Below are 19,956 nucleotides of genomic sequence, written 5' to 3' on the forward strand. Positions count from 1 at the left end.
CCGCCCGGTTTGAGGATCTTATGGGTCGTTTTTTTGGGCTGCTGTGCGCCCTGCTGTTTCTCTCTGCCTGTTCATCCACACCCCAGACCAGCGGGAGTGGCGATGATGATCTGGTCAACGGCAAGGACGTGCGCGGTTTTGAACACATGATCAGTGCGCTCTCCCATAACGTGAACGAGATATGGGGGCGCGAGGCGCTGTTCGCGGGCAAGTTTGACTACGTCAAATACACGGATCAGTACAAGAGCCGCGCCCACATCGATTTCTCCAGCGGTCACATCATGGTGGAGACCGTCTCGGGTCTGGATCCCCGTGCCCACCTGCGTCGCGCCATCATCGAAACCCTGCTGACCCCGGACGATCCGGCAGAGGTCGACCTCTATTCCGACCGTGAGATCATGCCAGGTGGCGAGCCCTTCCTCTATGGCCAGGTGCTGGACAATCAGGGACAAGCGATCCGCTCCAGCTGGCGTGCAGAGCGTTATGCCGACTATCTGATCGCCAACGCGATGAAGAAGCGCACCCTCGGGATCCGCAACATCTTCTTCATCGACATTCCCATGGTGGCCAACCACGAAGACAGGCGCGGCTACAAATACGCCAGCATCATCCGCGATGCCTCCCGCAAGTACGGGGTCGCCGAGAGTCTCATCTACGCGGTGATCAAGACCGAGAGCAGCTTCAACCCCTATGCGGTCAGCCACGCCAACGCCTATGGCCTGATGCAGGTGATCCCGGCTACCGCTGGGCGGGATGTCTATGTGAGGGTCAAGGGCAAGGATGGCCAGCCGACCAGGGAAGATCTGTTCAATCCGGCCTACAACATCGATGTGGGAACCGCCTACCTGCACCTGCTGCAGACCGTCTATCTGGCGGATATCCAGGATCCCCAGTCCCGCCGCTATGCGGTGATCTCCGCCTACAACGGTGGTGCGGGAGGGGTGCTCAACACCTTCTCCAACGATCGCAAGGCGGCCCCCGGCATGATCAACCGCCTCTCCCCCGAGGCCGTCTATCAGGTACTGACCGAACAGCATCCCAAGGCAGAGGCTCGCCGCTATCTCTACAAGGTCAATCAGGCCGAGAAGGGGTTCAAGCGAACCGTCGCAAGCCGGGCTGGCTGATGGCATGCAAGAAGGGCGCTCCTGGAGCGCCCTTCTCATTTACTGTGGCCTGAAAGCTTACTTGGCGATGAAGCCACCCTTGCTCAGGGGCGCTGCCCCCACCTTCTCCAGGTGTTCCACCTCGACTTCGGTCTTGTTCCAGCTGTGGTCCACCTCGCCGCGCACGCGGATCAGATCGTCAGGGCCCACCTCGGTACCGCGCCACACGTCACCGTCCACCTCCACTTCCACCTCGCCGCTGTCGTCACGGAACAGGTAGTTTTCGCCACCCAGGTGTTTGACCAGTTTGCCTTCCAGGGTCACCCACTGATCATCGGCCACGTCTTTCAACTGGGCGACCGATACCTTGTTCTGCTCCTTGGGGCCGGTGTAGGCCGCCATGGCGAAGGAAGAGACGGACATCAGGGCCACCAGGGCGATTGCTTTTGCGTTGTTCATTTCATGCTCCTGTCTTTGCGGTATGAGGGCATCTTGCCCGGGGGCGCGTGAAACAAACGTGAAGCCTCCCCATTCAGGGAGGAGTGATGTGATCGCAAGCGATTAAATGGCCACGGCATGCTGCAAAAATGTATTCGAGTGGATACCTTTTCACCTGGCCATGCGGGTTCCCAGCCCGCCGCCATCGAGGAACAGCCCGCAGGCCCGCCCTGCCCCATCCATGAGAACAGCTACATGAACAAATGGCTTTTGTGTTTATTGGGACTCTTCGCCCTCACGGTCCATGCCGCCGAGACGCGTCCCCCCTTCTCCCGCATCGTGATGTTCGGCGACAGCCTCTCCGATACCGGCAAGATGTACGACAAGATGCGTGGTTACCTCCCCTCCAGCCCGCCCTACCATCAGGGCCGCTTCTCCAACGGACCGGTCTGGCTGGAGCAGCTCAACCAGCACTTCCCGGGCCTCGCCATCGCCAACGAGGCGGAAGGGGGCGCCACTGCCGTGGCCTACAACAAGATCTCCTGGAATCCCAAGTATCAGGTCATCAACAACCTGGATTACGAGGTGACCCAGTTCCTGCAAAAGGACAGCTTCAAGCCCGACGATCTGGTGATCCTCTGGGTCGGTGCCAACGATTACCTGGCCTATGGCTGGAACACCGAGCAGGATGCCAAGCGGGTGCGCGATGCCATCAGCGATGCGGCCAACCGCATGGTATTGAATGGCGCCAAGCAGATCTTGCTGTTCAACCTGCCTGATCTGGGCCAGAACCCCTCGGCCCGCAGCCAGAAAGTGGTCGAGGCAGCCAGCCATGTCTCCGCCTACCACAACCAGCTCCTGCTGAACCTGGCACGCCAGCTGGCCCCCACCGGCATGGTGAAATTGTTCGAGATCGACAAGCAGTTCGCCGAGATGCTGCGCGAGCCGCAGAACTTCGGCCTGAGCGACACCGAGCACGCCTGCTATGGCGGCGGCTATGTGTGGAAGCCGTTTGCCTCCCGCAGCGCCGCCACCGACAGTCGGCTGGCCCCCTTCAATCCCGAGGAGCGCCTTGCCATCGCCGGCAACCCCCTGCTGGCTCAGGCCGTCGCAACGCCCATGGCGCGCCGCAGTGCGGGCGAGCTGAACTGTGAAGGCAAGATGTTCTGGGACCAGGTCCACCCCACCACAGTGGTACACGCCGCCCTGAGCGAGCGGGCTGCCGCCTTCATCGAACAGGAGTACGAATTCCTCCCTCGATAACGGAGGCCATCCTGCCAGGGCCGGCGCTTCGCCGGCCCTCTTGCCGACAAGGGCAAGCAACCCCATATGACACCCATCACAGATTCGAGTCACGGTTCCCCGGCGGTCTTCTGTCTCCACTATGATGCAGATGGATATCACAATATGTTTTATATCAGTTGCTTGTAGATCGAGAAAAGCGAGCTACGTTTAAACGTGTTGTGGTCGAACACAGGCCCAACCCACGAGGCGAGGCGACATGAATTCGCGCTCCCCACACACAAGATTGCAGAGGCATCTATGAACAAAACACTGATTACCTTGCTGGTTTCAGGCTTGCTTGCGGCCAACGCCCAGGCAGCCGGACAAGACAACACCTGGTATGGCGGTGCCAAACTGGGTTGGTCCAACTTCTACGGTGTCGATGAAAGCAACGCCATCGCCATCACCGACAAAGACGACGATGAAGTCGGCGCCGGTGCGTTCGCCGGTTACCAGATCAACCAGAATCTGGGTGTCGAACTCGGTTATGACTACCTTGGCAAGCTCAAGTACAGCGGCACCCGCAATGGCGCGGCCTTCAATGACTCCGTGCAAGCCCAGCTGGCCCAGCTCACGCTGAAACTGGGCTTCCCGGTTGCGGACAATCTGGACCTTTACGGCCGTGTCGGGGGCGGCTATGGCTGGACCGACAGCGATCAGCTGGAAAACGACAGCCGCTTCACCTTCGTCGGCGCGCTCGGAGCGGAGTATGCCCTGAGCCTGGATTGGGCAGCCCGCCTCGAATACCAGTACAGCACCCCGTATGGCAGCCGTGACGATACCGGCCTGCGCATGGACAACGGCCTGCTCTCCCTGGCCGCCGTCTACCGCTTCGGTCAGGTTGCACCGGCTCTGCCGGTCGCAGCTCCCGCCCCGGCGCCCGAGCCGGTGGTGGTCGACAAACAGTTCACCCTGAGCTCGGACGTACTGTTCGACTTCAACAAGGCCACCCTCAAGCCCCAGGCCGGGCAGGCGCTGGATACCCTCTACAGCCAGATTGAAGAGGCCAGGCCCAAAGACGGGTCAGCCACCGTCATCGGCTATACCGACCGCATCGGTTCCGAGGCCTACAACCAGAAGTTGTCCGAGCAGCGTGCCCGGACCGTGGCCGATTACCTGATTGGCAAGGGCCTGCCTGCCGGCAAGGTCAATGTGGAAGGGCGTGGCAAGCAGTCTCCCGTCACCGGCGACAGCTGCACCAGCAAATCCAAGCGCGAGCTGATCGTCTGCCTGGCCCCGGATCGCCGGGTAGAGGTCAAGGTACAGGGCGTCTCGGAAGTACAGCAATAACGACGACCCCAAACAAAACGGGAGGCCATGGCCTCCCGTCTTTTTTTATGCTTCCTCAGCTGCGCGTGCGCACATCCGCCGCAATCTGATCGAGCAACAGTTGCCAGCCCTGCCCCAGCTCGTTCACCAGGGCGCCATACCCATCGGCAGGCAGCACCCGCTCCTGCTGGAAGGGAACATCTCTCAACACGACCCCCTCCTCCGTCAGCAGGCGCCAGCGACCGCTAAGCAGGGCGCGGCCGTCGTGCCGCCCCTGGAAACGCTCGACCGAGATGCTCAGGACAGGCCCCTTGCGGGCCCCGTCCTGACGCACCACCCAGCCAGGCAAGCGACTGGAGAGGCCATTGAGGGTCAACTGGTTCAACTGGGCATCGAGGGAACCTGCCCAGCGATGGTACTCGGCAAAGTGCAGCTCCTTGCCCTCCAGCTGATAGACCAGGCTCATCCGGTCAAGCTGACCGGACAGGGCGACGGGGCGCAGCACCAACTGGTGCTGCGGCTGCGCCGTGGTGACACTCGACGGCGCCGTGTCGGCATCCAGCGAATAGTAATGCAGCGTCGTCGGCGCACTGCCACATCCCGCCAGCAGGCCCAGCAAGGCCAGCGTCATCATCCGTTTTTTCATCATTTTCCTCGCTTGGGCTCGGGATCCCGCGGACGCGCGCGGTCAAAGATCAGTGAACTCGGCTGCTCGTTCAGTGAATGGACCAGAGGTTGCAACTCGCTCATCAGCTGGTTGAGGGATTGCACCGACTGGCGCAGTTCCTGATTGGTCTGGGAACCGGCATCATAGGTCTGCAATGTCTCCTGCAACTGCTTGAGGCTCTGGTTGAGGGAGGCCGGCAACTGCTGGGTCGACTGCTGACCAGTAAACTGCTCCAAATTCGCACTCACGGCACTGACATGCTTGAGCGTCTTGTCCAGCGTCATCAGGGTGCTGTTGACCTGAGTGAGGGTGGTGGCCATGTCCATGTCGACAAACTTGTCGAGGATGAGGTTCACCTTGCGCTCGATCTGATCCAGCCCGGCCTGGGCGGTCGGGAAGACCTGATAGCCCGCCATCTTGAGCGGCTGATAGACTGGCGCATCCGGATAGAAGTTCAGATCGATCACCTTGCCCCCCGTCAGCAGGCTGGCGGTCTTGAGGCTGGCCCTCAGCCCTTCCTTGAACTGCTTGTTGAACAGGGCCCGCCACTGCTCCTTCTCCGCATTGGCATAACGGTGGGAGAGACGCTGCACCTCGATGCGCGCCAGCACCGGGATCTGCCGGCTCTTGAACAGCTGGACGCCCTTGTCGTCGATGAGATAGGGAGCCGAGATGACGGTACCGACCCGGATGCCGCGATATTGTACCGCCGCGCCGGGATGCAGCCCGCCCACATCATTGTCGAACAGGAAGACATAGTCGATGAACTGATCCAGGCTACCGGCCAGCACGCTCTCCTCGTCCTTGAACAGCACGAACTCGTCGTTCTGTTTCACCGGTTCCCCCGGCAACCAGCCGGGAGGCAGCCCCATGGTGATGCCGCCGTTGATCAGGCTCTCCAGCGAGTCCATCTTCACCTTCATCCCCTCGCTGCTCATGGAGACCTCGAAGCCGGGCGTCAACCAGAACCGGGAGTTGCTGCTCACCAGGACGTCATAAGGCGCGTTGATGAAGAGCTGGTACTGCATCTCGCTCTTCTCGGGCAGGAACTTGGCCTCTTCGACCTGGCCGATGGTGAATCCCTGATAGCTGATGGGGGAGCCCGCACCCAGCGCGTTGGCATCCCGACTGGACAGGGAGAGCCGCAATCCCTTGGCATCCAGGGATGCCAGGGGTGGCCTGTCCAGCATGGCGTATTCGCTTCGCGCCCTGCCCTTCTTGCCGGGAGAAAGCTCGATATAGGCACCGGAGAGCAAGGTGCCAAGACCGGAAACGCCCTCACGCCCGACCCTGGGCTTGACCACCCAGAACTGGCTGTCTTTCTTGAGCATGCCGGCGGCGGCATTGGTCAGGCGAGCCTTGAGCACGGCATGGCTGTAATCCTCGCTAAGCTCCACCGTCTCGATACGGCCCACCTCCACTTCACGAGAACGGATCACCGTCTTGCCCGCCACTATGCCCTCGGCGGTCGCCACCGTCAGGGTGAAGCTCGGCCCTTGTGAATACCAGTGCTGGAACAGCATCCAGGCGCCGATGAAGAGCGCCAGCAAAGGCACCATCCAGATAGCGGCAGCCGAACTCATAAAATCAGAGCCCGGTTTCCACCTTGTCTTACGCTCACTCACGTTCGCGTTCTCCTTGTTGTAAATCCCAGATCAGGCGGGAATCGAAACTCATGGCAGCCACCATGGTGACCAGTACGACCCCGGCAAAGGCTACGGCCGCAGGGCCAGGGTAGATGGTCATCAGATTGTCGAGCCGGATGAGACCGGCCAGGATGGCCACCACGAAGACGTCGATCATCGACCAGCGCCCCACAAATTCGGTCATGCGATAGAGTTTGAGCTTGCCGAGGGGAGATGTCCCCTGGCCGCGCTGCACCACGTAGCAGAGCCACAGCAGCGCCAGGATCTTCACCAGCGGTACCACCACGCTCGCGAAGAAGATGACGGCGGCAATGGGGTAGGAGCCCATGGCCCACAGCAGCACCACCCCGCCCATGATGGTCGAGGGGCTGTCATCCCCCAGGAACACGGTGTCCATGATGGGATACAGGTTGGCTGGGACATAGAGGATCACCGAGGTGATCAGCAGGGCCCAGGTACGGTTCAGACCACCCGGCTTGCGGCTGTGCAGGTGATCCCCGCAGCGAACGCAACTATGGGCATCCTGCTCGTTCAGGGCGCCGCAGATGTGACAGCCCACCAGACCGCACGACAGGGCGCTCTCCTCGGGATCCAGCTCCCTCGCCGCCGTCGGGCCGAACAGCCGCTGCCACAGCCACATCCGATCCAGGGAGGAGATCATCTTGATGAGCAGCAGGGTGTAGCCAACGAACGCCCAGAACGACAGCCCCATCTTGATGTCGGCCATCCCCATCAGCTTGACCAGAGAGATGAGCACCCCGATGAGGAAGACGTCCACCATCAGCCAGGGCTTGATCCGGCACAGCAGGCGGCCAAGGGAGCGGAGGGCCTTGCTGTGCAGATCCTTGTCCAGGCGCCACAGCACCAGCATGATGGAGCCGATATAGACCAGCGGCAACCCGATCAGGGTAATGCTCAGCACGGCCCCGAGGAACAGGTAGCCTTGATCCACCAGGGTGGTGATGCACTGCAGGAAGGTCATCTCCTGCCCCACCCCCTTGGCCGAGAACGACATGAAGGTAAAGGCGTTGGAGAGCACGAACATGATGATGGCCGCAAAGCCATAGGCGATGGGCCTGCGCTCCTGCTCCGGCAGATGACGAGTCAGGGTATGGCCGCAGCGCGGACAACTGCTTGTCTCCCCCACGGCCAGCTCGGTGGCCGGCACCAGCAGGTCACACTCTTCGCAGGCGGTCGCGTCATGGGTATAGGTGGGTGGATGTTGGTGTGAAACCGGATGCAAGATAAGACCCCAGCATGAGGCCCGCCACGGGGCCAGAGCCGCCAATTATTGCAGCAGCGGCCCCTGCCGACCAGCCCTGTCGTTGTCCATCCTGCCCGGGTGTGAGAATGACTTTGACAAGGCAGTGACCATTTAGCACAATCAAACGCCACTTTTTTTCCGCGGGACAATAATTTATGACAACTGAATCCCCAAGCTACTCCACTATCGAGCAGGCCTTCTCCCTCGGGAACGGGCAAGATTCTGCCCTCAACTGGTTGCGCAAAAACCGTAGCCAGGTCGCCATCTTCCTGGTGAGCGGCATCAAGCTGGAGGGGACCATCAGCGGTTTTGACCAGTACAGCGTGCTGTTGACCGATGCCCATGGCAATCAGCAATTGGTCTACAAGGCCAAGATTTCCACCATTGCCATGCACTCCGGCCGTCCTGCCGTCAGCATCCAGCGGGCCCGCAAGCCACGGGTTTCCATGGCGCCGCGCCCCCATGGCGCACCCAGCCGTTATGACGACAACCAGGGTGGCGGCAGCGAGCAGTAAATCTCGCCCCCGCCCATCCTGACGGTGTCGCTGCGTCAGCCAGTGACATCTGCTCCCCACTCTCATGTTTCGCCTGTCCCGTATGAGAGTGGGGCTTCTCTCCCGAGCAGGTTGTTGACCCGCTCGTCTTCGTCACTCAGCAGGTCAACCCGACCGGTTTTCCCTCTCTGACCATGCAGACCTGCATGCCGGCCGCTTCACCGGCCTGTGCGCCTATGCCCGTGTCCTCGAACACCAGACATTGACCGGGCTCGACCCCCAGGCGTCGCGCCACCAGCAGGAAGGTGTCTGGATGGGGTTTGTGCAGCTCCACGTCGTCGGCGGTGACCACCACGGGGAAATACCGATCCAGCCCTGTGTTGCGCAGCACCGCTTCGGCATTGATACGGGGAGAGCCTGTCCCTATGCCCATGGGGATCCGGCCGTGATAGCGTTCCACCAGATCCAGCATGGCCGGGAAGGGGGTGGCCTTGTGCAGGTTGGCGACATAGTGTTCGGTCTTGCAGCGTGTCACCACCAGGGGATCCAGCGCGATCTGCTGCACTTCGGCCACCAGCAGGGCTATCTTGCGGCTGGGCATGCCTCCCAGCTCATAAAACCAGTCGGCGTCGAACCGAAAGCCAAACTCGCGGGCGGTGTGCTCCCAGGCGGCCAGGTGCAAGGGCATGGAGTCCACCAGAGTGCCGTCGAGGTCGAAAACCAGGCCTTGAAATCCGGATAGGGTCATGGTGCAGGATCTGTCTGTGAAAAATGGGCCCCCATTCTAGCCAGAGCGCGGGCGCATCGCCATGCGCCAGATGGCGAGAAACGCTTGCCACCTTATTTATACAGGGCGATGCCAGGAAGCAGCCCCCACGCAGGTGTCAGCGATAGGCCAGGGTACAGGCACGCCCTTGTGATTTGGCGTGATAGAGTGCCTGATCCGCCTGCTCGGTCAGGGTTTGCCACTCCTTGTCCGATGACGGAACCAAATAGCTGAACCCGATGCTGACGGTGAGTGTCGCCGCCACCCGGGAGGCCGGATGGGGAATCTGCAAGGCGTCAAGGCCGTGGTGGATCTGCTCCGCCAGCCGCTCCGCCTCTCCCGGCTGCGGTGAACACAGCAGGATGACAAACTCCTCCCCCCCATAGCGGGCCACCAGGTTGGTGCGCCGCCGCTCGGTGTCCTGCAGCAGTGCCGCCACCCGCTGCAGGCACTGATCCCCCTTGCCGTGGCCGAAGTGATCGTTGTAGGACTTGAACTCGTCCACATCGATCATCAGCACCGCCAGCACCCCCTGATGGCGGCGAGCCCGCTCCCACTCCCGTTCCATGGTGATGTCCCATTGGCGGCGGTTGGCGATGCCAGTCAGGGGATCTTCCAGAGACAGCAAGGAGAGGTGCCGGTTAGCCTCCTCCAGCGCCCGGTTGGTATCGGCCAGTTGCCGGGTGCGCTCCTGCACCCTCAGCTCCAGCTCCCGATTGAAGCGCTCAAGCTTCTCCTGGGTGCGCTGTCGGATCAGCAACTGGGAGAGCACGGCGGCATACTGCTTGAAGATCTCGCTCTGATACGCCTTGAGGGGGCGCCGCCAGAGCAGGTTGTCGGCGGCGATCCAGCCGATGGGGGTACTCCCGTCCCAGAGCGACACCATGGCGTTCCAGCCGCGACCCACCTCCTGCTTCTCGTAATAGAGAGGCGTGTCCTCCAGCACCAGGACATAGTCCTTGCGACGCAGCGCCTCCTGCACCGTGGGGTGATCCGGAATGGGGCTGATGAAATGGCGCTCGTCGATAAGCTCACCCGCCTCGTTGGTCCCCCAGGTACCGTGCATGGTCTTGAATTCACTGTCTGTCAGGAAGATGGCGATGCGATCGAACTGCAACTCCTGGCGGGCCAGTGCCACCGCGTCGTGCAGCAGACGATCCTCGCTCTCGCAGCGGGAGAGCTTGACCCCCACCTGATGCAGCGCCTGCAGCATGCTGAGGAAAGAGTCCTGCAGGGCCTGGCTGCGCACGAGGTCTGCCTGGGTGTGGAGCCGCTGATCCCGCTCCAGATCCACCTGTCCCGCGAGTCGCCGACTCTCGAGCTCGGCGGCGAGATAATGCATGAGCAGCTGGATGCTCTGCTGCTGGCGTCTTGGCAGGCGATCGAGACGACGGCGGGTTTCCAGATAGACCACGGCCTCCAGCCCCTTGTGACGCTTGAGGGGGAAGCTGGCGCGCAGGCGCGGGATCTCGGGTTCGACGCTCTCCCGCTCCCAGATGGCACGGGTCGGCGCGATGGACTCCACCAGCAACTGGCCGAGCGCAAGGGAACGTTCGATGAAGAGGATGGGCAACTCGAGGGAAGAGAGGATGTCAGCGCTCAGGCAGAGCAGACCCTGTTCCGGGCGATAGTGATAGAGCTGGGGCGTCGGAGCACGCAGCCACAGATAGATCTGTTCAGCCTCTGTTTTTTCCCTGACCGCAGACAAGGTCACTTCACAGAGATGTTCAAAACTGGTGAAGTGCTCCGGATCCCATTCTTCCATGCCAAATCATCCTTGGTTGTATCCAAGCGAGTATATCGGCAAAGCCCGGCCATTAATTGACCGGGCAATCAAAAGCGAGATCCAGAGCCCAGTTTTTACAACAGATTCAATGTCTGCATGGCACTGCGGATGCGCTCGCGGGTGGCCTCGGAAAGCGGCATCACCGGCAGACGGCACTCTTCGCTGCACAGACCCAGCAGGGAGACCGCATACTTGGCCCCTGCGGGGCTCGGCTCGGCGAACATGGCCTGGTGCAGCGGAATGAGCTTGTCCTGCAATTCGCGGGCAGCTTGCCACTCACCGGCCAGCGCCAGGTTCTGCACCTCGGCCACCAGCTTGGGGGCCACGTTGGCCGTCACCGAGATGCAACCCTGGCCACCACCGATGTTGTAGGCCACGGCGGTGGCGTCTTCACCGGAGAGCCAGGCAAACGGCTTCTTGATGAGCTGGCGTTCAACCCAGGGGCGGGCCAGATCACCGGTGGCATCCTTCACGCCGGCAATGCGCGGCAACTCGGCCAGACGGGCCAGGGTCGCCGGCTGCACGTCAACGATGGCGCGGGGCGGAATGTTGTAGACGATGATGGGTTTGGTGGTGGCGTCGTGCACCGCCTTGAAGTGGTGGTAGAGCCCTTCCTGATTGGGGCGGTTGTAGTAACCGGCCACATGCAGGGTGGCATCCGCTCCCATCTGCTCGGCATAGCGGGTGTATTCAATGGCTTCAACCGGGTTGTTGGAGCCTGCACCTGCGATCACGGGAATGCGCCCGGCCACCAGCTTGACCACCAGCTCCACCACGCGGCAATGCTCATCGTGGGTCAGGGTCGGGCTCTCCCCGGTCGTGCCGACCGGCACTATGCCATGGGTTCCCTGCTCTATGTGCCACTCTACCAGGCGAGCCAGTGCGGCCTCGTCCAGCTGGCCCTGTCGAAATGGGGTGATCAGGGCAACTATCGAACCTTGAAACATGGGATTTCCTTCTCCTAAACAGATGGATTGGTCAATAAAAAGCCCCGGTACGGGAGTCGCTACCGGGGCTTGAATCGTCTCAGGGATGAGAGGTTACGCGCGCACGCCAGCAGGCCCGATTGTCAGGCTGTGTTTATGCTTTCGTTTCGATACGCATGACCGCATTGCATCATCTCTGGGTAAATAAGGCGTCTGGGCATATTTCGGGAACACGGCATAAATGTCAAGGCGAAAGCGGCCATGTATAATGGCCGCCCAAAAATGCGTGGAGAGACCCAATGAGCCGTCCTGTCAGTGCCGTCAGCCAGATGCTGGAACGTAACCAAGCCCTCTTTGTCGGCAAGCGGCTGTTGGTGTGCGGTGCCCTGGAGGATGATTATCCTCGTCAACTGGCCGAGCTGGCACAAAGCCTGACCGTCTTCACCACGGATTACTGCTATTACCGCAGCCAGCAGGCCGTTCTGGGAGACGCCATCCTGTTCGATCACCAGCTGGGTGGCGCCCCCCGCTTCGATGCCCTGCTGCTGCTGATGCCCAAGGCCAAGGCCGAGGCGCAATACCTGCTGGCCATGATGACGCCGCTGCTCGAAAGCGGGGCCGACCTGTTCCTCGCCGGCGAGAACCGGGGCGGCATCAACGGGGCAGACAAGCTGCTGGCACCTTATGGCGAGAAACCGATCAAACGCGACTCTGCGCGCCGCTGCTCTCTCTACCACGGCATGCTCGACAAACCGGTCGTCCCCTTCGAGCTGGACGCCTGGTTCAGTCGCTATGAGTGCCAGGCAGGCGACACCACCCTGACCGTCATGGCCCTGCCCGGGGTCTTCAGTGCAGACGGCCTGGATCTCGGCACCCAGATGCTGCTGGCGAGCCTCCCCCCCGTGACGGGCAAGCTGCTCGACTTTGGCTGCGGCGCCGGCGTCATCGGTTCCGTGCTGGCCAAGCGCAACCCGGCCCTGGCCGTCACCATGGTGGATATCAATGCCCTGGCACTGGAGTCCAGCCGCCGAACCCTGGCGGTCAACGGTCTGAGCGGGCGTGTTCATGCCTCCGATGTCTATTCCGACATTGCCGAAACATTCCAACAGATTGTCTCGAATCCCCCCTTCCATGCCGGGCTCAAGACCTTCTACGCCGCCACCGAAACCTTCCTGGCAAAGGCTCCTGAGTACCTGACCGCAAATGGCGCCCTGACCATAGTCGCCAATGCCTTCCTGCGATACCAGCCTATACTGGATGCGCACTTCAAACAGACCGAGGTGATCGCGGGCGATACCAAATTCAAGGTGTATCTGAGCAAAGCTTAAAGAAGTGCAACGGTTGTAATAAAACAAGTAGAGAGTGCCAGACGGGATCTGTTAAGGTACCAAGAAAACGTTTACCACCCCTTTAGGGGTGTTTTTTTCGCAGCAACATGAAAACCTTTTCAACATCATGATCTCAGGGAGAGAACGACGATGGCAGGCATACTCACCATGATACTGGCAGGCGGTGAAGGTACCCGACTGCAACCGCTGACCACCACCCGCAGCAAACCCTCCGTACCCTTTGGCGGCAGTTACCGGTTGATCGACTTCGTGCTCAACAACTTCGTCAACGCCGACTTCCTGCGCATCTATGTACTCACCCAGTTCAAGTCCCAGTCCCTTTATCTGCACATGAAGAAGGGCTGGAACATCGTCGGCATCACGGATCGCTTCATCGACCCCATTCCGGCCCAGATGCGAATGGGCAAACGCTGGTATGACGGCACCGCAGACGCCATTTACCAGAACCTGCGCTTCATCGAGATCTCCGACCCCGAGCACGTCTGCATCTTCGGCTCCGATCACATCTACAAGATGGACGTGAGCCAGATGGTGAGCTTCCACAAGCAGAAAGCGGCCGCCCTGACCGTCGCTGCCCTGCGCATGCCCATCGAGGAAGCAAGCGCCTTCGGGGTGATCGAGGTTGATCAGGAAGGGCGCATGATTGGCTTTGAAGAAAAGCCCCGTCACCCGAAACACATACCCGGGGATCCCACCCAGGTCCTGGTCTCCATGGGCAACTACATCTTCGAGACCGAGGCCCTCTATCGGGAGCTCAAGCGGGATGCCGCCGAGGAGAACTCCAGTCACGATTTCGGCAAGGACATCATTCCCAGCCTGTTCCCCCGTGCCCCCGTCTATGTCTATGACTACAGCACCAACGTGATCCCGGGCGAGAAGCCCAACGTCTACTGGCGCGATGTGGGGACGCTCGACTCTTACTGGCAGGCGCACATGGACCTGGTGGCCGATGATGCCCCCTTCTCTCTCTACAATCGCAAGTGGCCGCTGCACACTCATTACCCGCCCCTGCCCCCCGCCACCTTCATCGATACCGACGACTGCAAGGTCAAGATCGCCAACTCCCTGATCTCCGGTGGCTGCTTCATTCAGGGCAGCCAGATCCAGCGATCCATACTGGGATTTCGCTGCAACATAGGCCCCTGCAGCCACATCAGTGAATCCGTGCTGCTGGGGGATGTGAAAATCGGCGAAGGTTGCTCCATTCGCCGCGCCATCATCGACAAAAACGTTGAAATTGCACCCGGCACCGTGATCGGTGAGAATCTGGACCATGACAGAGAGCGGTTTACCGTATCCGAAGGCGGTATCGTCGTGGTACCTAAGGGAGCAAGAGTTGGCTATTAACCCACTGAAAATCCTGTTTGTAGCCTCGGAGGTTGAGGGGCTGGTGAAGACCGGGGGCCTGGCGGATGTGGCCAAGGCCCTGCCGCAGCATCTCGCCCGTCAGGGGCACGATGTGCGCATCATTATGCCCTTCTACAAGACCATCAAGCGCCGGGACGAGGCCACCCTCCTCGCCTCGCGCTGGCTCCCCACCCCCCAGGATCGCAGTGATATCAGCTATCGCATCCATCAGCTGGAACTGGACGGGATCTGCGTCTATCTGCTCGATTGCCCGCACTATTTCGACCGCCCCCAGCTCTATGCCGAGAACAACCAGGCCTATCCCGACAACGGTGAACGCTTTGCCTTTCTGGCCGCGGCGGCTCTGCATGCGTGCGAACAGCTGGGTTTCGCTCCCGACATCGCCCACTGCAACGACTGGCACACCGGTCTGCTGCCGCTGCTGCTGAAAACCCGTCATGCCCACAACCCCTTCTTCCAGCGCACCCGGTCGGTCATCAGCATTCACAACGCGGCCTTTCAGGGGGTATTCGATCGCCAGCAGTTCTGGGCCGTGCCGGAAATCCACGACTACGAGCAGCGCATCAACTACGACTATGGTCACATCAATCTGCTCAAGTGCGGTGTGCTCTACGCAGACAAGATCAATGCGGTCAGCCCCAACTACGCCAGCGAGCTGCTGACGCACCTGGGCGCTCACGGCATGGCCAGCGTATTCCAGCAGCGGGCTGCTGACCTGCGTGGCATCCTCAACGGCTGTGACTATCAGGACTGGGATCCCGCCTTCGATCCTCTGTTGCCCGCCACCTATGATGCCGACAACCTGGATGGCAAACACACCTGCAAGCGCATCCTGCAGCAGGAGACGGGGCTCCCCGTCGGCAACCTCCCCATCTATGGCATGGTGTGTCGACTGACCGAGCAGAAAGGAGTACACCTGCTCATCCCGGCGCTGGACAAGTTCTTGCAACATCAGGTCCAGGTAGTGATCGTGGGCTCCGGTGATCCCTCTCTCGCCGCCCAGTTGCAAAGCATTGCCCAGCAGCATCCCGACAAGTTTGCCTTCATCAATGCCTATGACGACCGTCTGGCCCACCTGGTGGAGGCCGGCGCCGACTTCTTCCTGATGCCTTCTCTGTTCGAGCCATGCGGGCTCAACCAGATGTACAGTCTGGCCTATGGCACCCTGCCCCTGGTTCGGGCTGTCGGCGGATTGAAAGATACCGTCGTGGACTGGGATGCCGACCCGACGCACGCGACCGGTTTCTGCTTCAACGATCCCACTGCCAGCACCTTGCTCGATGCCATGCGCCGCAGCCTGCTCCATTATCTGCAGGAGCCGGCACGTTTTGCCCGTGTGCAGCACCACGCCATGAACACCCGCTTCGACTGGGCAGACTCCGTCATCCTGTACGAACAGATGTATCAGGATGCGCTGGCCACCGTCTGACGCCGATTGCTGAAGTTTTGTGCCCTTGGCACGCCTTTATCCGTCAACAGCGAAAAAAGTCCCCTTTGGCTGTTGACGCCCCCCCAAAACTCTATAGAATCCCCCACCGCAGTGATGCGAAGGTGGCGGAATTGGTAGACGCGCTAGCTTCAGGTGTTAGTGTCCCACGGATGTGAGGGTTCGAGTCCCTCTCTTCGCACCATACTGCAACATGCTCTTATCAGACGGCATGTAAATTCAGACTGATAACCCGATGTGCGAAGGTGGCGGAATTGGTAGACGCGCTAGCTTCAGGTGTTAGTGCCCCCCGGGTGTGAGGGTTCGAGTCCCTCTCTTCGCACCATGCTTTTGTCAGACAGCATGTAAATCCAGACTGATAACCCGATGTGCGAAGGTGGCGGAATTGGTAGACGCGCTAGCTTCAGGTGTTAGTGCCCCCCGGGTGTGAGGGTTCGAGTCCCTCTCTTCGCACCATGCTTTTATCAGACAGCATGTAAATCCAGACTGATAACCCGATGTGCGAAGGTGGCGGAATTGGTAGACGCGCTAGCTTCAGGTGTTAGTGCCCCCCGGGTGTGAGGGTTCGAGTCCCTCTCTTCGCACCATGCTTCTGGCATGTAAAACACAGAAAATGCGCTCCAACCGCATTTAAAAACCAGCTGGAGAAAATCAGTGTGCGAAGGTGGCGGAATTGGTAGACGCGCTAGCTTCAGGTGTTAGTGTCCCACGGATGTGAGGGTTCGAGTCCCTCTCTTCGCACCATTATTCTGCAAAGGCCCGTTACGAGAGTAACGGGCCTTTTGTGTTTTCATGCCCCATGGCTATGCTGTTGAAGATGCTGCGCCACCACGGGGGTTTTCCCATGATCCTGGATACCGATATTCACAACTTCTATGAGCATCTGGTGCTCAAGGAGATAGAAAAACAGGGGTTGGCTCGAACATTGACCCCCTATCAGCTGGCAGACCTCTGCTGCCTGACACTCAACCAGCTTCCTTCCCACTATATCCGCCACGATGTCGACATGATCTACTTCACGACAGACGCCGAACGCAGCGAGATGGAGAAGAAGGTCATCGCCTCCCTGCGCCAGGCCTACGACAAGATCCAGGCCGTCCCCACTCGCCAGGCTTAATGCCAACCCTGCTGCCAGAGCAGAGTGACGACCCCTGTGATTCCCGCAACCGGCAGCAGGATCAACACCGGTCTCAGCCTGGGTTCCAGCATGACCCAGGCAGCCAGCAAGAACCCCAGGCTCCAGAACCCGTATTCCTTCTCCTGACCCCAGACCAGCACCGCCAGAAGGGCGGCCAAGAGCAGAGCGCGTGCTATCCAGTTCATTGGCATTGGTCCGAAAAAGATTAATGATAACTATTATCATCTTTGGTGTTGCCATCTGCAATCGAACTTGCCTATGGATCTCCGGCTATCAAACGGTGTCGATTGAACAGTGAAAAATGCCGATTAGATCAACTATTTTGTGGGATTTTAAAATTTTAAAGCTGTTTTGCCGAATGAGCAGGGATTTTACACCTCCGCTTTATGGTAGATTGCGCCCTCTTTTGGTAAGCCTCTCGGGATCGACGCATCCGCAGGACGAGAGGGGCTGACCTTGGCGAGCAAGAGTTTAGGGAGCGTCTATGCAAAACCAACAACACCACATCCGATTGCCGGGCATGTCGCAAGTATTTGCCTGCCTGGCCATTTTCCTGGCCCTGGCCTTCTCCTTCACCAGCGTGCTGGATCTGCCAATCCAGCTGGCACTGTTCATCGCCTGGTTCGTCATCATGGGACTCGGCATCAAGCTCGGCCATGATTACAAATCCCTGGAACAGGCGGCAGTCGACGGCGTCGCCAAGGGGATGGGGGCCATCCTGATACTGATCTCCGTCGGTGCCCTGGTGGGCACCTGGATTGCCGGCGGCATCGTCCCCAGCATCATCTACTTCGGCCTCAAGGTGATACACCCCTCCATCTTCCTGCTGGCGACCCTGATCATCTGCTCTCTCACCTCGCTGGCCACCGGCACCTCCTGGGGCTCGGCGGCCACCGCCGGCATCGCCATGATGGGTATAGGCCACAGCCTGGGGGTACCCGCGCCGCTGGTAGCCGGTGCCGTGCTCTCCGGCGTCTACTTCGGTGACAAGCTCTCCCCGCTCTCCGACTCCGTGGTGCTGGCCTCGACCATGTCCAACGTCGACGTGATGGAACACATCAAGGGGATGCTGCCCATCAGCCTGTTCTCCTACGTCATCACCGCCGCCCTGTTCACCGTGGTCGGCATGCAGTATTCCGGCAACGTCAGCCTGGAGCAGGTCAATCTGGTGATGGACGCCCTCGACAAGCAGTTCAACATCACCCCCATGGCCATAGTGCCCGTGGTGCTGGTGCTGGGCCTGTTGGCCAACCGCAAGCCCGCCTTCCCGGTGATCAGCTTCGGCGCCTTGCTGGGTCTTGTCTGGGCCATCGTCTTCCAGGACATGGATCCGGTGAAGGCAATGCACTCCGCCTACAGCCCGTTTGCCATTACCTCCGGCGTCGACTTCATCGACAACATCCTCGGCCGCGGCGGCATGGAGTCCATGCTGGGTTCCGTGGCCGTCATCATCTTCGGCTTGGGCTTCGGCGGTCTGCTGGAGAAGGTCGGCATCCTCTCCGTCATCGCCAGTGCCTTCGAGAAGCGCATCAACAGCGCCGGCAGCCTGACCAGCCACACCATCGGCACCGCCTTCTTGGCCAACGTGTTCGGTTCCGCTATGTATGTATCGCTGATCCTGACCCCCAAGATCATGGCCAAGAACTACGACAGACTGGGGCTGGCGCGCAAGAACCTCTCCCGCAACGCCGAGTTTGGCGGCACCCTCACCTGCAGCATGGTGCCCTGGAGCGACAACGGCATCTTCATGGCCGGGGTACTGGGGGTGGCGACCCTCGACTACCTGCCCTACATGTGGCTCAGCTTCACCTGCATCATAGTGACCATCACCCTCGCCTATCTGGGCAAGGGGGTGAACCGTGTACCGGTCACAGAGGCGGTGACAACCCGCTAATTTCCGTAAAAACAACGACAAAGGCGCCATCACGGCGCCTTTTGTCTGGGTGCGATTCGAGGTTAAGCTGGCACTCACCTTGATCGCACGTGGCAGGACGCCCAGATGAACTTCACCTTTCGCCAGATCCGCTATTTCGTGGCGGTGGCCGACAGCTTCTCGGTGAGCCGGGCAGCCGCCGAGCTGCACATCTCCCAGTCGGCGGTCACCAGCGCCATCCGCGAGCTGGAGACCGAGCTCGGCGCCGCCCTGTTCGAGCGCAACCCGCGCGGCGTCAGCCTCACCACCCAGGGTCACCAGTTTCTGCTGCACGCGCGTCGCATCCTAAGCGCCATGACCGAAGCCGGCCAGTCCCTCAAGGCGGTGGCCCTGCAGGATCAGGGGCGGCTTACCATAGGCGTAACCACGCTAGTGGCAGGCTACTATCTGTCGGAGGCTCTCGGCCGTTTTCGCCGCGCCTTCCCGGCGGTACAGATCGAGGTGAAAGAGGATGAGCAGCCCTACCTCGAGCACCAGATCGTCAACGGTGAGGTGGACGTGGGGATCCTGATGACCAACCGCACCATCCGCCAGGAGGCGTTCGATACCGAGCTGCTGACCCGCTCGCCGCTGCGGGTCTGGCTCGCCGCCAACCACCCCCTCTGCGCCGAGTCGACCCTCTCCCTCAAGGCGCTCGGCGAGGAGCCCATGATCTCGCTGACCGCCGACCAGCTGGACCAGATCATCGGCGGCGGCCTGCGCCGCTACGGTATCGCGCCGCGCATCGTGCTGCGTACCGCCTCGGTGGAAGCGGTGCGCAGCCTGGTGGCGAGCCAGCTCGGGCTCGCCCTGCTGCCGGACTTTGCCTACCGTCCCTGGTCCCTGGAGCAGGAGCGGGTCGAGGCCCGCGCCATCAAGGAGCCCATCCCCGCCATCGACATCGGTCTGGTGTGGCGGCGCGGCTCGCGCCTTGACTGGGCCGCACGCGAGTTCATCGACATCGCCAGAGACCAGAGCCGGCTACGGGCCCGCCAGCACCTCCCCCGCTAGGACTGAGCCTGAACAGCCGTGACTCCGGCAAAAAAATCAGATTCATCTGCACTCGATATCGATTTTACAGATACCAAAGCCGTTAAAA

At 60.6% G+C, this 19,956-nt stretch carries 18 protein-coding genes and 5 tRNA genes; 15 read left to right on the forward strand and 8 right to left on the reverse strand.

Going from position 1 to position 19,956, the window contains the following annotated elements; all coding sequences use genetic code 11:
* Nucleotides 1-20: 20 nt before the first annotated feature.
* On the forward strand, nt 21-1,124 hold the full coding sequence (gene mltC / locus I6L36_RS09965) for a membrane-bound lytic murein transglycosylase MltC (protein ID WP_010675743.1): 1,104 nt from the start codon (nt 21-23) through the stop codon (nt 1,122-1,124).
* A gap of 57 nt (nt 1,125-1,181) precedes the next feature.
* Here the strand turns inward: mltC and I6L36_RS09970 are convergent, their stop codons facing one another.
* On the reverse strand, nt 1,182-1,562 hold the full coding sequence (locus I6L36_RS09970; RefSeq protein WP_039040598.1) for a YgiW/YdeI family stress tolerance OB fold protein: 381 nt from the start codon (nt 1,560-1,562) through the stop codon (nt 1,182-1,184).
* 234 nt (nt 1,563-1,796) lie between these two features.
* Here I6L36_RS09970 and I6L36_RS09975 point away from each other — a divergent pair, with 234 nt between their 5' ends.
* Together I6L36_RS09975 and ompA are read left to right on the forward strand one after the other, a co-directional pair.
* A complete protein-coding gene (locus I6L36_RS09975) occupies nt 1,797-2,804 on the forward strand; it encodes an SGNH/GDSL hydrolase family protein (protein ID WP_109111774.1) in 1,008 nt (335 codons plus the stop codon).
* A gap of 279 nt (nt 2,805-3,083) precedes the next feature.
* Entirely contained in the window at nt 3,084-4,115 is a 1,032-nt protein-coding gene (gene ompA, locus I6L36_RS09980) for a porin OmpA (RefSeq protein WP_109111770.1), read from the forward strand.
* Between the two features lie 55 nt (nt 4,116-4,170).
* Here ompA and I6L36_RS09985 read toward each other — a convergent pair whose 3' ends face one another.
* Genes I6L36_RS09985 through I6L36_RS09995 form a run of 3 tightly spaced genes read right to left on the reverse strand, consistent with a single transcriptional unit; the run spans nt 4,171 to nt 7,650 of the window.
* Nucleotides 4,171-4,740 carry a membrane integrity-associated transporter subunit PqiC gene (locus I6L36_RS09985; RefSeq protein WP_043152838.1) on the reverse strand — a complete coding sequence of 190 codons (570 nt, stop codon included), beginning with the start codon at nt 4,738-4,740 and terminating at the stop codon, nt 4,171-4,173.
* Nucleotides 4,740-6,386 carry an intermembrane transport protein PqiB gene (gene pqiB, locus I6L36_RS09990; protein ID WP_069651939.1) on the reverse strand — a complete coding sequence of 549 codons (1,647 nt, stop codon included), beginning with the start codon at nt 6,384-6,386 and terminating at the stop codon, nt 4,740-4,742. The genes I6L36_RS09985 and pqiB overlap by 1 nt, the downstream gene beginning before the upstream one ends.
* Nucleotides 6,379-7,650, reverse strand: coding sequence for a paraquat-inducible protein A (locus I6L36_RS09995; protein ID WP_043152840.1), 1,272 nt, complete (start codon nt 7,648-7,650; stop codon nt 6,379-6,381). The genes pqiB and I6L36_RS09995 overlap by 8 nt, the downstream gene beginning before the upstream one ends.
* Before the next feature lie 176 nt (nt 7,651-7,826).
* Here I6L36_RS09995 and hfq point away from each other — a divergent pair, with 176 nt between their 5' ends.
* Complete coding sequence (hfq, locus tag I6L36_RS10000; RefSeq protein ID WP_039040603.1) at nt 7,827-8,186, forward strand: RNA chaperone Hfq; 360 nt, start codon at nt 7,827-7,829, stop codon at nt 8,184-8,186.
* 136 nt (nt 8,187-8,322) lie between these two features.
* Here hfq and I6L36_RS10005 read toward each other — a convergent pair whose 3' ends face one another.
* From I6L36_RS10005 to dapA, 3 genes are all read right to left on the reverse strand, one after another.
* A complete protein-coding gene (locus I6L36_RS10005; RefSeq protein ID WP_043152842.1) occupies nt 8,323-8,913 on the reverse strand; it encodes an HAD family phosphatase in 591 nt (196 codons plus the stop codon).
* A 136-nt stretch (nt 8,914-9,049) separates the two neighbouring features.
* Nucleotides 9,050-10,696 carry a diguanylate cyclase gene (locus I6L36_RS10010; protein WP_109111769.1) on the reverse strand — a complete coding sequence of 549 codons (1,647 nt, stop codon included), beginning with the start codon at nt 10,694-10,696 and terminating at the stop codon, nt 9,050-9,052.
* Nucleotides 10,697-10,791: 95 nt separating this feature from the next.
* Entirely contained in the window at nt 10,792-11,664 is an 873-nt protein-coding gene (gene dapA, locus I6L36_RS10015) for a 4-hydroxy-tetrahydrodipicolinate synthase (protein ID WP_103243756.1), read from the reverse strand.
* Nucleotides 11,665-11,942: 278 nt separating this feature from the next.
* Between dapA and rsmC the strand changes: the two genes are divergently transcribed.
* The 9 genes from rsmC to I6L36_RS10060 all read left to right on the forward strand — a co-directional run bounded on the left by rsmC (nt 11,943) and on the right by I6L36_RS10060 (nt 16,924).
* Complete coding sequence (gene rsmC / locus I6L36_RS10020; RefSeq protein WP_109111767.1) at nt 11,943-12,971, forward strand: 16S rRNA (guanine(1207)-N(2))-methyltransferase RsmC; 1,029 nt, start codon at nt 11,943-11,945, stop codon at nt 12,969-12,971.
* A 150-nt stretch (nt 12,972-13,121) separates the two neighbouring features.
* Nucleotides 13,122-14,339, forward strand: coding sequence for a glucose-1-phosphate adenylyltransferase (gene glgC / locus I6L36_RS10025; protein ID WP_109111766.1), 1,218 nt, complete (start codon nt 13,122-13,124; stop codon nt 14,337-14,339).
* Nucleotides 14,329-15,789, forward strand: a complete 1,461-nt coding sequence (gene glgA, locus I6L36_RS10030; RefSeq protein WP_039040607.1) for a glycogen synthase GlgA — start codon at nt 14,329-14,331, stop codon at nt 15,787-15,789. Before glgC ends, glgA begins: the two co-directional genes overlap by 11 nt.
* A gap of 116 nt (nt 15,790-15,905) precedes the next feature.
* Nucleotides 15,906-15,991, forward strand: a tRNA-Leu gene (locus tag I6L36_RS10035).
* A 55-nt stretch (nt 15,992-16,046) separates the two neighbouring features.
* A tRNA-Leu gene (locus tag I6L36_RS10040) sits at nt 16,047-16,132 on the forward strand.
* A gap of 45 nt (nt 16,133-16,177) precedes the next feature.
* Nucleotides 16,178-16,263 (forward strand) — tRNA-Leu (locus tag I6L36_RS10045).
* Nucleotides 16,264-16,308: 45 nt separating this feature from the next.
* Nucleotides 16,309-16,394: transfer RNA gene (locus I6L36_RS10050), tRNA-Leu, on the forward strand.
* 71 nt (nt 16,395-16,465) lie between these two features.
* A tRNA-Leu gene (locus I6L36_RS10055) sits at nt 16,466-16,551 on the forward strand.
* Nucleotides 16,552-16,651: 100 nt separating this feature from the next.
* Nucleotides 16,652-16,924, forward strand: a complete 273-nt coding sequence (locus I6L36_RS10060) for a late competence development ComFB family protein (protein ID WP_029314828.1) — start codon at nt 16,652-16,654, stop codon at nt 16,922-16,924.
* Here the strand turns inward: I6L36_RS10060 and I6L36_RS10065 are convergent.
* Nucleotides 16,921-17,130, reverse strand: a complete 210-nt coding sequence (locus I6L36_RS10065; RefSeq protein ID WP_052814427.1) for a hypothetical protein — start codon at nt 17,128-17,130, stop codon at nt 16,921-16,923. The two genes, I6L36_RS10060 and I6L36_RS10065, sit on opposite strands and share 4 nt — an antisense overlap.
* A 299-nt stretch (nt 17,131-17,429) precedes the next feature.
* Here I6L36_RS10065 and nhaC point away from each other — a divergent pair, with 299 nt between their 5' ends.
* Nucleotides 17,430-18,839, forward strand: coding sequence for a Na+/H+ antiporter NhaC (nhaC, locus tag I6L36_RS10070; protein ID WP_109111765.1), 1,410 nt, complete (start codon nt 17,430-17,432; stop codon nt 18,837-18,839).
* Between the two features lie 105 nt (nt 18,840-18,944).
* Nucleotides 18,945-19,868, forward strand: coding sequence for a LysR family transcriptional regulator (locus I6L36_RS10075; protein WP_109111764.1), 924 nt, complete (start codon nt 18,945-18,947; stop codon nt 19,866-19,868).
* Nucleotides 19,869-19,956: the final 88 nt, after the last annotated feature.

Source organism: Aeromonas sp. FDAARGOS 1406, assembly GCF_019048565.1.
Taxonomy (GTDB): domain Bacteria; phylum Pseudomonadota; class Gammaproteobacteria; order Enterobacterales; family Aeromonadaceae; genus Aeromonas; species Aeromonas caviae.